This window comes from Cellulomonas sp. Leaf395 (genome assembly GCF_001424125.1).
Classification (GTDB): Bacteria; Actinomycetota; Actinomycetes; order Actinomycetales; family Cellulomonadaceae; genus Cellulomonas.
In genome coordinates this window covers 366,024-382,380 of sequence record NZ_LMQI01000004.1, presented here as the reverse complement: position 1 = coordinate 382,380, position 16,357 = coordinate 366,024, and the positions used below count along the sequence as shown (strand labels likewise).

At 71.2% G+C, this 16,357-nt stretch carries 13 protein-coding genes; 4 read left to right on the top strand and 9 right to left on the bottom strand.

All coding sequences use genetic code 11. The annotated features are described in order from the left end of the window. Positions 1-78: 78 nt before the first annotated feature. Entirely contained in the window at positions 79-2,088 is a 2,010-nt protein-coding gene (locus tag ASG23_RS19590) for a sigma-70 family RNA polymerase sigma factor (RefSeq protein ID WP_162242692.1), read from the bottom strand. Between the two features lie 209 nt (positions 2,089-2,297). On the opposite strand from ASG23_RS19590, the gene ASG23_RS13240 reads away from it, so the two are divergent. Then, a complete protein-coding gene (locus ASG23_RS13240; RefSeq protein WP_235521086.1) occupies positions 2,298-3,053 on the top strand; it encodes a hypothetical protein in 756 nt (251 codons plus the stop codon). Positions 3,054-3,153: 100 nt separating this feature from the next. Continuing rightward, positions 3,154-4,044 carry an aminoglycoside phosphotransferase family protein gene (locus ASG23_RS13235; RefSeq protein ID WP_056025675.1) on the top strand — a complete coding sequence of 297 codons (891 nt, stop codon included), beginning with the start codon at positions 3,154-3,156 and terminating at the stop codon, positions 4,042-4,044. Between the two features lie 60 nt (positions 4,045-4,104). Here the strand turns inward: ASG23_RS13235 and ASG23_RS13230 are convergent, their stop codons facing one another. After that, the gene (locus tag ASG23_RS13230) at positions 4,105-4,404 is read right to left on the bottom strand and encodes a DUF1540 domain-containing protein (protein ID WP_056025672.1); all 300 of its coding nucleotides are present in this window, start codon (positions 4,402-4,404) and stop codon (positions 4,105-4,107) included. A 197-nt stretch (positions 4,405-4,601) separates the two neighbouring features. On the opposite strand from ASG23_RS13230, the gene ASG23_RS13225 reads away from it, so the two are divergent. Beyond that, positions 4,602-5,378 carry an SDR family NAD(P)-dependent oxidoreductase gene (locus ASG23_RS13225; RefSeq protein WP_056025669.1) on the top strand — a complete coding sequence of 259 codons (777 nt, stop codon included), beginning with the start codon at positions 4,602-4,604 and terminating at the stop codon, positions 5,376-5,378. A gap of 153 nt (positions 5,379-5,531) precedes the next feature. Here the strand turns inward: ASG23_RS13225 and nrdF are convergent, their stop codons facing one another. The 4 genes from nrdF to nrdH form a co-directional block, all read right to left on the bottom strand. After that, entirely contained in the window at positions 5,532-6,512 is a 981-nt protein-coding gene (gene nrdF / locus ASG23_RS13220; RefSeq protein ID WP_056025666.1) for a class 1b ribonucleoside-diphosphate reductase subunit beta, read from the bottom strand. A 51-nt stretch (positions 6,513-6,563) separates the two neighbouring features. Continuing rightward, positions 6,564-8,711, bottom strand: a complete 2,148-nt coding sequence (gene nrdE, locus ASG23_RS13215; protein ID WP_056025663.1) for a class 1b ribonucleoside-diphosphate reductase subunit alpha — start codon at positions 8,709-8,711, stop codon at positions 6,564-6,566. After that, positions 8,681-9,112, bottom strand: coding sequence for a class Ib ribonucleoside-diphosphate reductase assembly flavoprotein NrdI (gene nrdI / locus ASG23_RS13210; protein ID WP_056025660.1), 432 nt, complete (start codon positions 9,110-9,112; stop codon positions 8,681-8,683). The genes nrdE and nrdI overlap by 31 nt, the downstream gene beginning before the upstream one ends. 111 nt (positions 9,113-9,223) lie before the next feature. Continuing rightward, on the bottom strand, positions 9,224-9,469 hold the full coding sequence (gene nrdH, locus ASG23_RS13205) for a glutaredoxin-like protein NrdH (protein ID WP_056025658.1): 246 nt from the start codon (positions 9,467-9,469) through the stop codon (positions 9,224-9,226). A 476-nt stretch (positions 9,470-9,945) separates the two neighbouring features. Between nrdH and ASG23_RS13200 the strand changes: the two genes are divergently transcribed. Then, the gene (locus ASG23_RS13200) at positions 9,946-13,137 is read left to right on the top strand and encodes a BTAD domain-containing putative transcriptional regulator (RefSeq protein WP_056025655.1); all 3,192 of its coding nucleotides are present in this window, start codon (positions 9,946-9,948) and stop codon (positions 13,135-13,137) included. A gap of 34 nt (positions 13,138-13,171) precedes the next feature. Here the strand turns inward: ASG23_RS13200 and ASG23_RS13195 are convergent, their stop codons facing one another. The 3 genes from ASG23_RS13195 to ASG23_RS13180 form a co-directional block, all read right to left on the bottom strand. Next, positions 13,172-13,999 (bottom strand): ABC transporter permease, encoded by an 828-nt coding sequence (locus ASG23_RS13195; protein ID WP_056025652.1) that lies wholly within the window; start codon positions 13,997-13,999, stop codon positions 13,172-13,174. Further along, complete coding sequence (locus tag ASG23_RS13190; RefSeq protein WP_056025649.1) at positions 13,999-14,982, bottom strand: ATP-binding cassette domain-containing protein; 984 nt, start codon at positions 14,980-14,982, stop codon at positions 13,999-14,001. The genes ASG23_RS13195 and ASG23_RS13190 overlap by 1 nt, the downstream gene beginning before the upstream one ends. Positions 14,983-15,179: 197 nt before the next feature. After that, complete coding sequence (locus ASG23_RS13180; RefSeq protein WP_056026306.1) at positions 15,180-16,346, bottom strand: aminotransferase class V-fold PLP-dependent enzyme; 1,167 nt, start codon at positions 16,344-16,346, stop codon at positions 15,180-15,182. Between the last annotated feature and the right edge of the window lie 11 nt (positions 16,347-16,357).

Below are 16,357 nucleotides of genomic sequence, written 5' to 3'. Positions count from 1 at the left end.
GCCGCCGAGGTCGCCCTCACAGGCCCACCACGCCGATCCGGCCGAGGGTGCCCGAGCACGGCTTCGCGTGCCGGTTGATCAGTCGCGTCGGCCGCGAACTGGAACGCGATCGGCAGCGCGGCTCTCGGTCGCGTGGGTGGCACTGTCGGGTACGTCCAGCCCGGCCGACGACGTCGGGACCTCGCTCGCCCCCTGCGCCGATGCGCCCACAGCCTCCACGGCGACCGACACAGTGCCCCGCGCATTGCCCACCGACACGACGCTGACGGAGACCAGCACCGTCGAACCGGCCGTCACCGTCGTCAGGTCGCAGACCACGGTCCGCCGGTTCGCCGACTCGGTGCACGCGTTCGCCGGCGACGCCCCGGCGGCGAGGTTCGCCCGCAGGTTGACCGGCAGTGTCAGCGTCGCCCGCGTACCCACCGCGTCGGCGCCGCTCGCGCGCACCGTGAACGACACGGTCCCCGTACCGCCGCCCAGCCAGACATGGGGATCGCCCTCGTCCAGGCTGAGCACCGGTGCCACAGCGTCGACCGGCGCAGGCGCCGGCGGGTCCACCGGGACCTCGGGAGCCGCCGGAACGACGGGGTCAGTCAAGACGTCGGGGTCGGCCAGGGTGGTGCCGGTGCCCTCGGGGCTGTCGGCCGTGACGTCGTCGACCCCGTCCGCACTGGTGGCGGCGTCCTCCTCGTCCAGGACGACGAGGTCGTCCGCAAGCAGGTCGCTGGGCTCGGCCGTCGGGATGTCGGTCGGCTGCGGTGTCGCGACCGCGCCGGCGCTGGTCGACGGCTCGGCGGTGCTGCTGGGGGACTCGCTGGAGGTCGGCTCCGGCGCGGCGGCCGTCGCCTCGTCCGGGGGGCCCAGCAGAGTGGTGATGCCGACCGTGGCCACCGCAGCGAGTGTCACGCCGCCCGCCACCGCCGCGGCAACACCCATCGGGATCGCTGCCAGGACCGCCGCCACCCCGCCGGCTGCGGCCGCACCACCGGCCGCTCCGGCACCGACCGCAGCCGCAGCACCCGCCGCTCCGGCACCGACCGCGGCGACGGTCGTCGCAGCGGCGGTTCCGGTCGTCGCCGCAGCGACGGTTCCGGTCGTCGCCGCAGTGACCGTTCCGGTCGTCGCCGCAGTGACCGTTCCGGTCGTCGCCGCAGTGACGGTTCCGGTCGTCGCCGCAGCACCCGCCGCGGTCGTGCCGCCAACAGCGACGCCGCCGGCGCCGGCTCCGGCGACACCCGCCGCAGACGCCGCTGCGGCACCGGCCGCCAGACCGCCGCCCACAGGCAGGGCGACACCGAGTGCGCCCAGCCCGAGCACGCCGAGCACGAGGGGCGCGATGACGGCGCGCATGCCGTGGTTGACGTCACCCAGCTCGAGCAGCAGGCCGCGGCACGTGCCGCAGTCCTCGAGGTGCGCCTCGACCTGCCCGGTCTCCCGCGTGCCCAGTCCGCCGCGGACGTAGGCGCCGAGCTTGCCGGCGACGGTCCGGCAACCCTCGTCGAGGGGATCCTGAAGGTGCTGCTGGAGGTAGGCCTGCCGCAAGCCCTCCCGCGCCCGGTACGCCAGGGCGGCAACGCCGTTGGCGGTCAGCCCGAGGATGGGCGCGATCTCCGCCGGCGTCAGGCCCTCGACCTCGGTGTGCCAGAGGACCGCCTGCCACCGTTCGGGCAGCGAGTGGAACGCTCGCGCGACGACCCCGCGCTCGAAGCCGGCCAGCGCGGGCTCCTCCGCGGTGCCCGCCAGAGCGGTGCCCGCCTCGAGCACAGCGATGTCGTCCGTCGGCCGGACGCGGCGGTTCTTCTCACGGCGCAGCCCCGCCACGCGTCGCACCACAGTGAAGAGGTACGCACGGAACGCCGACTCGGGTCCCTTGCCCCGCTCGATCGCACCGAAGACGGCCGCGAACGAGTCCGCGACGACGTCGTCCGCGTCCGTCGGGGAGTCCGAGTACTGCCGTGCGACGACCCAGGCGGCGCCCGCGTGCCGCTCGTAGAGCGCGCCGATGGCAGCCGCGTCTCCGGAGCGCGCGGTAGCGATCAGCTCCGCGTCGCCCGTGACACCGCTGTCCAGCTGCGTGCTCGCTGACACGAACGGCTCCCGTCGGCAATACTCGTCCGGGGGCACAGCCTGCCATATCCGGCGTTTCCGCATAAGCGGTGCGAAAACTCGTCGGGTGAAAAGTCACCCGAGTGGCGTCACACCCGACAGGTGTTGGCCTCTCATCCGGCGTGACGATGAACCACGGGTCCCACACCGCCGCGCAGCCGGCCGTCTCGGGCCCTGTTCCGATGGACGCGATGCCCGCGACGCTCCGGGAACGCTGGCGCGACGAGAGCGTCGGTTCGGTGTGGCGGCGGCCCTCGGACTGGTACCACCCGGCCGTCGACGCACTGGCGCTCGCGCTGCTCTCCTCAGGGGACGCCGTGGGCGCCGCCACCGAGCTGGGCGCCGCCCGGGGCTACGACGGCGTCGGGATCGGCGAGACCCTCGACGACCTGGCCTGCCTGTACCGCACCCTCGGCGCCGCCGAGCCGCCGATGGCGGTCACGAGGGCGCTGTGCGAGGGCTGGGCCGATGCCCAGGCCGGCGCCGTCGTCACCGGCGCCGCGCTGGACCCCGAGTCAGGACTGCCCAGCCGGCAGTACCTGGCGCTCCGACTCGCGGAGACCTACCGCGACGCGGCGCTGCCCACCCAGCGCGCACGGAGCGTCGCCGAGGTCGGGCACCACCTGGTGATCATCGACGTGGCCACCGGGGACGTCGACCCGTTCACCCGGGCCGCCCGGTCCGCAGCGGTCGGAGCCGCCATGACCGACACCTACGGCGACGGGCACCCCATGGCGACACTGGGCGGTGGCGTCTTCGCCGTCCTCGCCCGCGCGAACGAGGACCCGCACCCGCCGCTCGAGGCCCTCCACCGGGAGATCGCCCGCCGGTGCGAGCTCCTGAAGGTCCGCTCGTCGGTGCGTCAGCCGGTCCGCGTCTGGGTCGAGCCGCTCCCGACCACCCACGAGCAGGCGCTGCGGATGCTGGACCGGGTCGCCCGACCCTGATCGGCGATCGGCAACAGGTGTCCGGCGGGTAAAGCGCAGGTCAGGGACTTCCTGGTAGCAGTCAGGGGACATCTCGGGCGAATGCGTCTACCGTCGATCCATGAACTCCGCTGGACTTGCTCCGAGCGACCCCACGACGCCTTCTGAACGAAGGGCGGCTGAGATCGCTGAGTCGTACTCGCACGAACCCGCACCAGGTCTCCCGACGCAGCCCGACCGCCGTGCGGCCGCCTCGATCGACCACCCGCTCCCGCCTGTCGACGCGGCGCTGGCCGCCTCGACCGAACCGGGCCCCATCCTCGCCTCCGGCGCGACCGCCGACGTGTTCGCCCTCGACGACCTGCACGTCCTGCGCCGCTACCGCTCCGGCGGCGACGCCTCCTCCGAGGTCCACCTGCTGCGGCATGTCGTCGCGCACGGCTTCCCAGCGCCGGCCGTGCTCCAGGCGAGCGGACCCGACCTGGTCATGGAGCGTCTGCATGGCCCGACCCTCCTGCAGGCGCTCGGGGCCGGCGAGGTCTCGCTGTCCGACGCGGCCGGCATCATGCACGACCTGCACACCCGCCTGCACGCGATCCCGGCGCCCGACGGGTGGGGACCGAACGAGCGCGAGGCGTGGCCACAGGTCTCGTCCGGACCCGTCGTCGTCCACCTCGACCTGCACCCCGGCAACGTGTTCCTCACCGAGAGCCACGGACCTGCGCTGGTCGACTGGGCCAACGCCCGCGCCGGCACCGCGGAGCTCGACGTGTCGCTGACCGCCCTGATCATCGCGGAGGTCGCGGTCGACGCCGGTGGCGTCTACTCGCAGGCGGCCCGGGCTCTGCTCGCCGCGTTCCTGGTGGCGACCGACATCGACCCGCTCGTCGCACTGGCCGAGGCTGCTGAGCTGCGCGCTCTCGACCCGTCACTGGTGCCCGGCGAGCGGGAGCTCGTCCCCGCGGCCGCGGTCCTCGTGGGGGACCTCGTCGACGTCACCGCGCACCCCTGAGTCCCACGCACGACGACGGCCGCCCCGGTCAGCCGGGCGGCCGTCGTCGTTCCGGGAGGGTCAGCGCGGGCTGAACGTGAGGCAGTCGGCCTCTTCGTGGCCGGCACCGACGCGGATGGACTCCGCGGTGCACTCGAGCGACGTGTTGTGCACGCACTCGGCGCGCTGGCAGGCACCGACGTGCGTGATCACCTTGTCGAGCCCGCCCTTGGTGCCGAGCGGGAAGAACGTGGTGCACTGCGCGTCGCCCGTGGCGCCACCGATGTTCACGGCGGCGGCGTGGCAGTGCGAGTGGTCGTTGTACGAGCAGCCGGCGACCGAACACTCGGCGACTGCGGGCATGTCCATCAGGGTGCTCATGTCGACCTCCGTGGGGGCGGGGTGTGGCCTGTTCCAGTCGACGGTAGACCCGTCCCCGGACCCTGCCTAGAAAGGAAGGCCTGGCTTACCCGCAGCTCAGACCCGTCCCAGCAGCGTGGTCGTCGCGTTGTCGATGTGCGGTCTTCTCGCGCGTCATCGTGCTGAGCACCCCGTGCGGGGTGAGGACGGGGTTCGCCATGGAGCTGAACGGGTCGGTCGCGGTCGTGCACGGCGCAGCGGGTGCCCTCGGCAGCGCGATCGTCCGGGCACTGGCACGCGACGGCGCCACCGTGCACGTCACGGGCCGGACGCTCGCACCGCTGGAGGTGCTCGCCGCCGAGGTCGGCGGGACCGCGGCGCAGGTCGACGCCACAGACCCGGGAGCTGTCGATGCACACCTGGCCGACGTCGGCCGGGTCGACATCGCCGTGAACGCCGTCGGCGCCGACCACGTCCAGGGAGTTCCGCTGCGCGACCTCGCGGTCGACGACTACCTCCGACCCATCGTGGCCGTCGCCACCACGCAGTTCGTCACGGCGACCACTGCGGCACGGCACATGGCCGCGGCCGGCGGTGGCGTCATCGTCGTCCTGTCGACGACCGCTGCGCGGGTCGGGCTGCCGTCCGACGGCTTCGGTCCCGCCTGCGCTGCGGTCGAGGCGTTCGCGCGTCAGCTCGCCTCCGAGGTCGGTCCGAGCGGCGTCCGCGTGGTGTGCGTCCGGCCCGACGCCATCCCCGGGTCGGTCGCCCACGGGTCGCACGCGGCGGCGATGTGGTCACGCGCCGCGCAGGCACGGGGCTCGACGCTGGAAGAAGCGATGGCCGGTGGCCTGGGCGTGCCGGGGGCGCTGCTCGCCGAGGAGCTCTCGCTCGGCGCGCTCGGAGACGTGGTCGCGTTCCTCGCGTCCGATCGCGCCCGCGCGATGACAGCGACCGTGACGAACCTCAGCCGAGGGGCGCTGCCCGACCTGTGACGCCACCGCACCCCGAGCGCCGTGACATGCGAGCCGTGCGTCGGACAAGGTCGAGCGTCGGGTCGGAAGTCCCAGTCGTCGTCCTCGATGCGGAAACGCGCGCGCCAATCGGTGGGGGTCCCGGTGTCCCCGAGACCCCCACCGACCCCGAACCTAGAAGTCCCAGTCGTCGTCCTCGGTGTTCACTGCCTTGCCGATCACGTACGACGAGCCCGACCCGGAGAAGAAGTCGTGGTTCTCGTCGGCGTTCGGGGACAGGGCGGACAGGATCGCCGGGTTGACGTCGGTCTCGTCGCGCGGGAACAGCGACTCGTAGCCGAGGTTCATGAGCGCCTTGTTGGCGTTGTAGCGCAGGAACTTCTTGACGTCCTCGGTCAGGCCGACGCCGTCGTAGAGGTCCTGCGTGTACTCGACCTCGTTGTCGTACAGCTCGAAGAGAAGCTCGAAGGTGTAGTCCTTCATCTCCGCCTTCTCGGCGGCCGACAGCTTCTCGAGGCCCTTCTGGTACTTGTAGCCGATGTAGTACCCGTGCACGGCCTCGTCGCGGATGATCAGGCGGATCAGGTCGGCCGTGTTGGTGAGCTTGGCGCGGCTGGACCAGTACATGGGCAGGTAGAAGCCCGAGTAGAAGAGGAACGACTCCAGCAGGGTGCTGGCGACCTTCCGCTTCAAGGGCGAGTCACCGCGGTAGTAGTCCATGACGATCTCGGCCTTGCGCTGCAGGTTCGGGTTCTCCTCCGACCAGCGGAACGCCTCGTCGATCTCCTTGGTGGAGCACAGCGTCGAGAAGATCGAGCTGTACGACTTGGCGTGCACCGACTCCATGAACGCGATGTTCGTGTAGACGGCCTCCTCGTGCGGCGTGATCGCGTCCGGGATCAGCGAGACGGCCCCGACCGTGCCCTGGATGGTGTCCAGCAGCGTCAGGCCGGTGAAGACGCGCATCGTGAGCGTCTTCTCCTGCTCCGTCAGCGTGGCCCACGACTGCACGTCGTTGGATACCGGCACCTTCTCGGGCAGCCAGAAGTTACCGACGAGGCGGTCCCAGACGTCGGCGTCCTTGTCGTCGTCGAGCCGGTTCCAGTTGATAGCCGACACACGGCTGACCAGCTTGAGCTTGCCGGTGGGGGTCATGTCAACACTCACATCTCGTCAAGATTCGGATAAAACCGCAGGTCAGAGGCGCTACAACATGCAACTGACGCAACCCTCCACCTCCGTCCCCTCCAGCGCGAGCTGGCGCAGGCGGATGTAGTAGATCGTCTTGATGCCCTTGCGCCAGGCGTAGATCTGCGCCTTGTTCAGGTCACGGGTGGTGGCCGTGTCCTTGAAGAACAGGGTCAGCGACAGGCCCTGGTCGACGTGCTGCGTGGCCTCGGCGTAGGTGTCGATGACCTTCTCGTAGCCGATCTCGTACGCGTCCTGGTAGTACTCCAGGTTGTCGTTGGTCATGAAGGGCGCCGGGTAGTAGACGCGCCCGATCTTGCCCTCCTTGCGGATCTCGATCTTCGACGCGATCGGGTGGATCGAGCTCGTCGAGTGGTTGATGTACGAGATCGAGCCCGTCGGCGGCACGGCCTGGAGGTTCTGGTTGTAGATGCCGTGCTCCTTGACCAGAGCAGCGAGCGACCGCCAGTCGTCCTGCGTCGGGACGTGCACCCCGGCCTCGGCGAACAGCGCCTCGATGCGGGCCGTCCTCGGCTTCCACTCCTTCTCGATGTACTTCTCGAAGTACTCGCCGGTCGCGTACTTCGACTCCGCGAAGCCGTCGAACGCGCGACCGCGCTCCTGGGCCAGCAGGTTCGAGGCGCGGATCGCGTGGTACGCCACCGTGTAGAAGTAGATGTTGGTGAAGTCGAGGCCCTCGTCGGACCCGTAGAAGATGCGCTCGCGGGCCAGGTAGCCGTGCAGGTTCATCTGGCCGAGGCCGATCGCGTGCCCGCCGGCGTTCGCGCGCTTGATGGACGGGACCGACTCGATGTCGGTCTGGTCGGAGACGCCCGTCAGTGCCCGGATGGCTACCTCGACCGACTTGCCGAAGTCCGGCGAGTCCATGGACAGCGCGATGTTCATCGAACCGAGGTTGCAGGAGATGTCGCGGCCGACGTGCTTGTACGAGAGGTCCTCGTTGTACGTCGACGGCGTCGAGACCTGCAGGATCTCCGAGCACAGGTTCGAGTGCGTGATCTTGCCGGCGATCGGGTTGGCCCGGTTCACCGTGTCCTCGAACATGACGTACGGGTAGCCGGACTCGAACTGCAGCTCGGCGAGCGTCTGGAAGAACTCGCGGGCGCTGATCTTGGTCTTCTTGATCCGCGCGTCGTCGACCATCTCGTAGTACTTCTCGGTGACGTTGATATCCGCGAACGGCACCCCGTACACGCGCTCGACGTCGTACGGCGAGAACAGGTACATGGGCTCGTTCTTCTTGGCCAGCTCGAACGTGATGTCCGGGATGACGACGCCCAGCGAGAGGGTCTTGATGCGGATCTTCTCGTCGGCGTTCTCGCGCTTGGTGTCGAGGAACCGGTAGATGTCCGGGTGGTGCGCGTGCAGGTACACGGCCCCGGCACCCTGGCGGGCACCCAGCTGGTTGGCGTAGGAGAAGGAGTCTTCGAGGAGCTTCATCACGGGGATGACGCCGGAGCTCTGGTTCTCGATGTGCTTGATGGGCGCGCCGTGCTCGCGGATGTTGCTGAGCAGGAGCGCCACGCCGCCGCCGCGCTTGGACAGCTGCAGGGCGGAGTTGATGCCGCGGGCGATCGACTCCATGTTGTCCTCGATGCGCAGCAGGAAGCAGGAGACGGGCTCACCGCGCTGCGCCTTGCCGAGGTTGAGGAACGTGGGGGTGGCGGGCTGGAAGCGGCCGGACACGATCTCGTCGACGAGGGAGATCGCGAAGTCCTGGTTCCCCTCCGCGAGCGCGAGGGCGACCATGCAGACGCGGTCCTCGAAGCGCTCGAGGTACCGCTTCCCGTCGAACGTCTTCAGCGTGTACGACGTGTAGTACTTGAACGCGCCGAGGAACGTCTGGAAGCGGAACTTCTTGGAGTACGCGTACTCGAAGAGCGTCTTGATGAACGCGCGGTCGTACTGCCCGAGGATCTCGGGGTCGTAGTACTTGTTCTCGACCAGGTAGTCGAGCTTCTCGTTGAGGTCGTGGAAGAAGACCGTGTTCTGGTTGACGTGCTGCAGGAAGTACGCGCGCGCCGCCTCACGGTCCTTGTCGAACTGGATCTCGCCGTTCGCGCCATACAGGTTCAGCATGGCGTTGAGGGCGTGGTAATCCAGGCCAGACGTCTCTACGCGGGTATCTGCGACTGTCGTTGCCAAAATCTTCCCAATCCCTCACGGACGTTGTGCACGTCCTCTGTGGTACCCATGAGCTCGAACCCGTACAGGTAGGGGACGCGGCACTTGGTCGCGATGATGTCCCCTGCGATGCAGTAGGCCTCGCCGAAGTTCGTGTTGCCTGCCGCGATCACGCCGCGGATCAGCGCACGGTTGTCCTCGTCGTTGAGGAACTTGATGACCTGCTTCGGTACTGCGCCACCCTCGTTGCCCCCGCCGTACGTCGGCAGGATCAGCACGTACGGCTCGGAGGCGTGCAGGAACGGGTCAGTCGAGTACAGGGGGATGCGATGTATCGACATACCCTGCGCAGCCAGACCGAGCTTCTGGACGAAACGGTGGGTGTTGTCCGAGGCGGAGGAGAAGTAGACCACGGAGCTCATCGGCCGGATCCCCTCACCTCGGGTCGTGCGGTGGTGCGTGACGCTCAAGGCGCACAGGAGTGCCCGCCGGATCGGCGCGGTGTCGAGACCGGCGCCGATCCGGGGAGTCCGTCAGGCGACTGCAGCGGCCAGGCGGTCGGCCAGCGCCTTGATGCGGTCGGGCCGGTAGCCCGACCAGTGCTCCCCGTCGACCATCACGACGGGAGCCTGGAGGTGGCCGAGCGACATCACGTAGTCACGCGCGTCGGCGTCCTCGCTGATGTCCACCACCGTGTAGTCCGCGTCGAGCTTGTCGAGCGCGCGGTACGTCGCGTTGCACTGCACGCACGCCGGCTTGCTGTAGACGGTGATCGTCATCGTGGGCTCCCCATGTCCTGTGCGGCACGCTCCCCCCGGAGCGATCGCGAAGCTGTTTCTCTGAAGCTGAAGGGCCCGTCTTCCGGGCCTGGCGTGGTGCCGAGACTGACCATGACCTGACCGCGACCTGATCCCGAACTCTCTGCACTGCGTCGTGACTAGACACTACACCTAGGGGTCCCACACGCAACGGACCACTAGGGGTTGTAGTGACAACCGTGTCGTTCTTCACCCTGTGGAGAAGTTCCAGGCTACCGCCGACCACTGACACGGCCCCCGACCAGCGCAGATGCACTGCCGTGCACAGGCATCCACAGAGGGCCGTCCGGCGCCCACAACGTGCTCCACAGGCAGTCCACACCCGCCTCGCCCGGTACGTCGGGAATGCCGTGCGCGACACGCCAGAACCACTCGTGCGAGACGCGCCCGACATGTACCCGAACGGGTGCCACCCGCCCGTGCGGGATGCTGTTCCCGTGCAGATCACGACGCTCGGGGCGCTCGCCGTCGACGGTCGGCCCGTCCGTGGCGACCGCCTGGTGGCCCTGATCGCTGGGCTCCTCGGCGCGCGCGGGCGCGCGGTGTCGTCGGCAGCGCTCGTCGAGGACGTGTGGGAGGGCATCCCGCCCGACGACGCAGCGGGCGCGGTGCAGGCGCTCGTCTCGCGCGCGCGGCGGCTGGGGTTCGCCATCGAGGCCGCGCCGGGCGGCTACCGGCTGCCCACCGACGGGCTGCGGATCGACGTCGTCGAGGCCGAGGCGCTGCTCGCGGGCGGTCGCGACGCTCTGCGGTCCGGGGACGCCGCACGGGCGCGCGACCTCGGCCGGGACGCCCGCGGACTGCTCCCGGCCGTCCCCGACCTCGGCGACCCCGCGACCGCGCGCCTCCTCGCCGACGTCGTGACACTCCAGGCGGAGGCCGGGCTCACGCTCGGCCACGTCGAGGACATGGTCGAGGACCTGCGCCGCTGCGCGCTGCGGACCCCGCCCGACGAGCCTCTGGTCGCCCTCCTGGTCCGCGTGCTCGCCGCGCAGGGCCGGGACGCCGAGGCTCTCGAGGTCGTCGAGCAGGTGCGCGCCGAGCTGGCCGACCGCTACGGCACCGACCCGTCGCCGGTCGTCGCCGACGCCCACCTGGCGCTGCTGCGCGGGGAGCTGGCGGCGGCCGCCCCCGCGCCGCACGTCGCGACGGTCCGCTCCGTCGTCACCATGCCCGCGGCCTGGCGTCGGCCGGCCACCGCGCTGGTCGGCCGGGACGACGCCGTCGCCCAGGTGGAGGCCGGCCTCAGCACGTCGGCGCTGGTCACCGTCGTCGCGACGGGCGGCGCAGGCAAGACCCGGCTGGCCGGCGAGGTGGCCCGCCGTGCTGCGGCCGCGGGCGGCTCGGTCCGCGTGGTCGAGCTCGCGGGTCTGCGGTCGCCAGACGAGGTGCTGCCGACGGTCCTCGCTGCGATCGGCGGGTCCGACGCGACGGCCGCCCGCGCGGACATCTCGACCGACCGCCGGCTGCTCACACCCCAGGACCGCCTGCGGCTGGCCGCCCAGGACCTCGACGGCCTGCTGGTGCTGGACAACTGCGAGCACGTGCTGGCAGCCGCGGCGGTGGTCGTCGGTGACCTGCTCGCCGTCGCCTCCCCGGACGTGGTCGTGCTGGCGACGAGCCGGGCTCCCCTCGGCCTCGTCGGCGAGCTCGTGCACCGGCTGCGCGCGCTGCCCGACAGCGACGCGCTCGCCCTGCTGGAGGCACGCGCCCGCGCCGGACGTGCGGGCCTCGCCTGGAATCCCGCGCGCGCGCTCGAGCTCTGCCACCACCTGGACAACCTGCCGCTCGCGCTGGAGCTCGCGGCCGCCCGGCTGCGGGCGATGACCGTGCAGGACGTGCTGGACGGTCTGGGCGACCGCTTCGGCCTGCTCGACGACGCCCTGCGCGGGCTCCCGGACCGGCACGCGAGCCTGTGGGCGATGGTCGACTGGAGCCGCGAGCTGCTGCATCCGGAGGACCGCGACCTGCTCCAGCGGCTGGCGGTCGTGCCGGCCCCGTTCACCGCCGAGACCGCGGTCGCGGTCTCCGGCGCGGACCCCGCGAGCGTGCGGCGAGGGCTGTCCACCCTGGTCGAGCAGTCGCTGCTCACCTTCGACGAGGACGATGCCGGCCTCGCGCGCTACCGGATGCTCGAGACGGTGCGCGAGTATGGCGACGTGCGGCTCGACGGCGCAGGCGAGCGGGCGGGCGCCATGGGCGGGCTGGTCCGCTGGGCTGCGACGACCGCCGCGCGCGTCGGTGCGGACTTCGTCGGAGCGGGCCAGCTCGCCGCGTTCGACCGCTGCGCGGCGGAGCAGGAGACGTTCCTGGCGGCGCTGCGGTGGGCCGTCGACCACGGCGACGAGGTGGGCGCGGTGGACATCGCGAGCGCCCTGTTCCACCTCTGGAGCATCCGCGGGCTGCACGTCGAGTGCGTCCAGTGGGGTATGCGGCTCCTCCACGCCGATGACCCGGCCGCTCGGCGGGCGTCGACCCTGTTCCAGGGCTCCGCGACCGGGCGGGCGCTCCCCGACGCCGGCCGGGCGACCACCGCCTGCGTCTTCACCGCCGTCAACGCCGGCGTCGCCACCTCGCAGCGACCCGTGGCGCTCGCCCTGCGCGCGGTCCGGCGCGTGCGGGCCGACCGCCCGCACGAGGTGTCCCCGCGGGTCAGCGCGCTCGCCGAGGCCCTGCCCGCCCTCGGCTCGCCCGACCTCACGGTCAGCCTGGGAGCGGCCGAGCGGATGATCGCGACCGATGACGACTTCCTGCAGGGGCTCGGCCTCTTCATGCGGGCGGCGGTCCGCGAGAACTCCGGCGACGCGTCCATCTCCGGGGACGACGCGCGCGAGGCCTACCGCCGGTTCCAGGCCATCGGCGACCACTGGGGCATGGGGGTGGCGGCGCAGGGCATCGGCCAGTGGGAGGTCGCGCGCGGCGGCAGCGACGCCGAGAGGTGGCTCGTGGAGAGCCTGGACCAGCTCGAGCTGGTCGGTGCGATGCAGGACGTGCGCAGCCTGCGGGTCCAGCTCGACCTGCAGCGGGCGCTGGCGGGCGACACCGCCGCCCTGGACCAGCTGCACGAGGTCACGGCGTCGACGCAGGTGGACGACGTCGATGCAGCGCAGGCCCACCTCGGCCTGGCCCAGGTGGCGTCGAAGGACGGGCGCCGGCAGGACGCGATCGACCACGCCGAGTCGGCGGCCTCGCTGATCACCCCCGCGCGGATCCCCATGCCGCAGCCCCGCGTGGTGCTGCTCGTCGCGATCGCGGTGGTCCACCTCCGGGTCGCCGCGCTGCCCGGCACGCACTCGGCCGCCTCCGAGGCTCGCGCGGTCGAGCTCCTCTCCGTCGCCGGAGCCGACGCCGTCGGGTCCACGGACATCCCGGTGCTGGGGACGTATGCGCTCGGGTGCGCCGAGCTCGCGGCCTCCCGGGGCCAGGCGGACCGCGCGCGGGAGCTCTGGGCGCTGGGGACTCGGCTCGGCGCCAATCTCGTCATGTTCTTCCAGCTGGACCTGGGCAGCCTGGCCGCCGAGGCCCTCGGAGACGAGGCCACCCGCCAGGAGCTGCTCGACCGATGGCGGGCGCTGCCACCCGCGCAGGCTGCCGCACGGGTGCGGGAGCTGACGGCCGACGCCGGCTGAGAATCCCAGCCGGCGTCGGGATGCCGTCGAACGCTCAGACCTTGCGGCGGTACGCCCGCATGGCCAGCGGCAGGAACACCGCGACCAGCCCGACGCACCAGGCCAGCGTCCAGTACACGCTCTCGCCCATCGGCGTGCCCAGGAACAGCCCGCGCATCGCCTGGACCAGGTGGGTCAGCGGGTTCCACGCCACGAACGTCTGCATCCAGCTGGGCAGCGAGGCCGCCGGCACGAACACGTTGGACGCGAAGCTCAGCGGCATGATGATCAGGAACATGATCCCCTGCACCGCACCGGACGTCCGGACCTTCATCCCGACGAACACCGAGACCCAGGAGAGCGACAGGGCGAACACGACGGCGAGCAGGCAGCCCGCGAGCGCACTGACCGGGTCCGTGAGGATCCGGAAGCCCATCAGGTAGCCGATGCCGAGCGTCATGACCGTCACGATGACGTAGCGGACCACGTCGCCGAGCACGGCGCCGATCAGTGGCGACGACCGCGGGATGGGCAGGGACTTGAAGCGGTCGAAGATGCCCTTCTCCAGGTCGGTGTTGAGGTTGACGCCGATCGCGATGGCGCCCGTCGCGATGGTCTGCGCGAGGATGCCCGGCAGAAGGAACTGCAGGTAGGTGTGGGTGTCACCCGCCACCGCGCCGCCGAAGATGTAGACGAAGATCACGAGGAAGATCGCCGGCTGCAGCGTCACGTCGATGAGCGCCTCGGGCGTCCGCCACGTCTTGATCAGGCTGCGCTTGGCCAGCGACAGCGAGTGCCGGACGAGCGGGAAGGGCCGGCGATTCACCGCGGCGGCCGGTGTAGGGGTCAGGCGCGGAGACCTGGGCTGCGTGAGCGTGGTCATCAGGCCACCTCCTTCTGTGTTGTGTCTGCCCTGTCGTCCTCGGAGGCCGTGCGGCCCGTGAGGGAGAAGAACACCTCGTCCAGGCTGGGCAGGTGCAGGGACAGCTCGGTGACGCCGATGCCGGCACTCGCCAGGCGGGACACCGTGGCGGTGAGCGCCGAGTCGTCGCGCACGGGGACCGCCAGGACGCCCTTGCGGATCTCCTCGGCGGCCGCACCCGACGTCACCTGGCCGAGGATGGTCGCCGTGTCGTGCATGCGGGCCAGGTCGGACGGGCGGACCTCGAGAGTCTGGCCACCGACCACGCGCTTGAGGCCCTCTGGGGTGTCGTGCGCGATGACGCGGCCGTGGTCGATGACCGTGATCTCGTCGGCCAGCGCGTCCGCCTCCTCCAGGTACTGCGTGGTGAGCAGCACGGTCGAGCCGTCGGTGACCAGCGAGCGGACGACGTCCCACATGTCCTCACGCTTGGCGGGGTCCAGGCCCGTCGTGGGCTCGTCGAGGAAGATGACATCGGGGCGGCCGACGAGGCTGGCCGCGAGGTCGAGCCGGCGGCGCATGCCACCCGAGTACGTCTTGGCGGGGCGGTCGGCGGCGGCAGTCAGGTCGAACCACTCCAGCAGCTCAGCGGCCCTGGTCCGGGCGCCCGCGCGGCCGAGGTCCAGCAGCGTGCCGAACAGCACGAGGTTCTGCCGGCCGGAGAGGTCCTCGTCGACGGATGCGTACTGCCCCGTGAGGCCGATCGACTGGCGGACGCGCTCGGCGTCCTTGACCACGTCGCAGCCGCCGATCCGGGCGTGGCCCGCGTCGGGGACGAGCAGGGTGGACAGGATGCGGACCGCCGTCGTCTTGCCGGCCCCGTTGGGGCCGAGCACGCCGAGGACCGTGCCGCGGGCGACGGCGAGGTCGACGCCCTGGAGGGCCTTCGTCTCGCCGAAGTGCTTGACGAGGCCCTCGGCCTCGATCACCAGGTCTTGTGTCATGGCTCGATCGTGGAGGGCTCCGCTGACAGCCCACCGACACGGCGCCGACACGACCGTGTCGGTGGCCGGAGGTCCGCAGGTTCGAGCGTCAGGACGACCGATCGTGCGGACGTCGTCGGGAGACGGGACCGCAACCTCCGGGTGCACTTCCGCCGGATCGTCGGGGTCAGCCCGTCGGACTACCGGCGGACGTTCGGCTAGCGCAGCGCGGCCAGCAGGCGGTCCAGCTCCTCGTCGGACGTGTAGTAGTGCGGGGACGCCCGGACAACCTCCGTCAGTCCCCGGGCACCGAAGTCCAGCTGGGCCGACGACACGCGCGTGACGCTGACGTTGACGCCCGCCGCGGCGACCCGGGCGCGGACCTCGTCGGCGCGCAGACCGTCGACCGTGAACGTGACGATGCCCGCCCTGCGGACGCCCTTGTCCCGCAACGTGACGCCGAGGGTCTGCGACAGGTCCTCGCGCAGCCGGGCCGCGAGACCGGTGACGCGCTCCTCGATCTGTGCCAGACCGTAGGAGAGCGCGTAGTCGACGGCCACGCCGAGCCCGAGGTTGTCCGCGATCGACCGCTCCCACGTCTCGAACCGCAACGCGCCGGGGACCACCTCGTAGGTGGTCGGCGAGGTCCAGGTGGCGGCGCCAAGACCGAGGACGGGTGGGACCAGGCTGTCCGTGATCCCGCGGGACGCGTAGAGGAACCCGGTGCCGCGGGGGCCGCGCAGGAACTTGCGGCCCGTGGCGGCCAGGAGGTCGCAGCCGAGCGTGTCGACATCGACGTCGAGCTGGCCGACCGACTGGCACGCGTCGAGAAGGAACGGTACGCCCGCCGCTCGAGTGAGCGCACCGACCTCCGCCGCGGGGTTGACCACCCCCCCGCCGGTCGGGACGTGCGTCAGCGCGACGAGGGCGACGTCGGTGTCGAGCCGACGCTCCAGATGGTCGAGGTCGACCTGGCCGTGCTCGTCGTCCTCGATGATCTCGAGGGTCGCGCCCGAGCGCTCGCACGCCTGGAGGAGGGCGATCGCGTTGCTGATGTACTCGGTGCGCGCGGTGAGGATGCGCTGGCCGGCCTTCAGGGGGATCGACGAGAACGCCACGTTCCAGGCGGCGGTGGCGCTCTGCACCAGCGCGATCTCGTCCGGCTGCGCGCCGATCAGCCGTGCGACCGAGTCGTACACGCCGGCGACCCGAGCTTCCGACTCGGCCTCCGCCTCGTACGGGCCGATCTCGGCCTCGCGGCGCAGGTGCGCCACGACGGTGTCCGTCACGACGCTAGGGCGCAGGGCGCCGCCGGCGTTGTTGAGGTGAGCGACATGGTCGATGCCGGGCGTGTCACGGCGGGCGCGGTCGAGATCGATCGTCACGGTCACGGAGT

Bases quoted from the DNA above. Each gene is read 5' to 3' on its own strand.
- ASG23_RS13230 (WP_056025672.1), bottom strand. From the start codon at position 4,404: ATGAGCACCCTGATGGACATGCCCGCAGTCGCCGAGTGTTCGGTCGCC.
- nrdH (WP_056025658.1), bottom strand. From the start codon at position 9,469: ATGACGATCACCGTCTACAGCAAGCCGGCGTGCGTGCAGTGCAACGCG.
- nrdF (WP_056025666.1), bottom strand. From the start codon at position 6,512: ATGACCCCCACCGGCAAGCTCAAGCTGGTCAGCCGTGTGTCGGCTATC.
- ASG23_RS13225 (WP_056025669.1), top strand. From the start codon at position 4,602: ATGGAGCTGAACGGGTCGGTCGCGGTCGTGCACGGCGCAGCGGGTGCC.
- ASG23_RS13235 (WP_056025675.1), top strand. From the start codon at position 3,154: ATGAACTCCGCTGGACTTGCTCCGAGCGACCCCACGACGCCTTCTGAA.
- ASG23_RS13240 (WP_235521086.1), top strand. From the start codon at position 2,298: ATGCCCGCGACGCTCCGGGAACGCTGGCGCGACGAGAGCGTCGGTTCG.
- ASG23_RS13195 (WP_056025652.1), bottom strand. From the start codon at position 13,999: ATGACCACGCTCACGCAGCCCAGGTCTCCGCGCCTGACCCCTACACCG.
- nrdI (WP_056025660.1), bottom strand. From the start codon at position 9,112: ATGAGCTCCGTGGTCTACTTCTCCTCCGCCTCGGACAACACCCACCGT.
- ASG23_RS13190 (WP_056025649.1), bottom strand. From the start codon at position 14,982: ATGACACAAGACCTGGTGATCGAGGCCGAGGGCCTCGTCAAGCACTTC.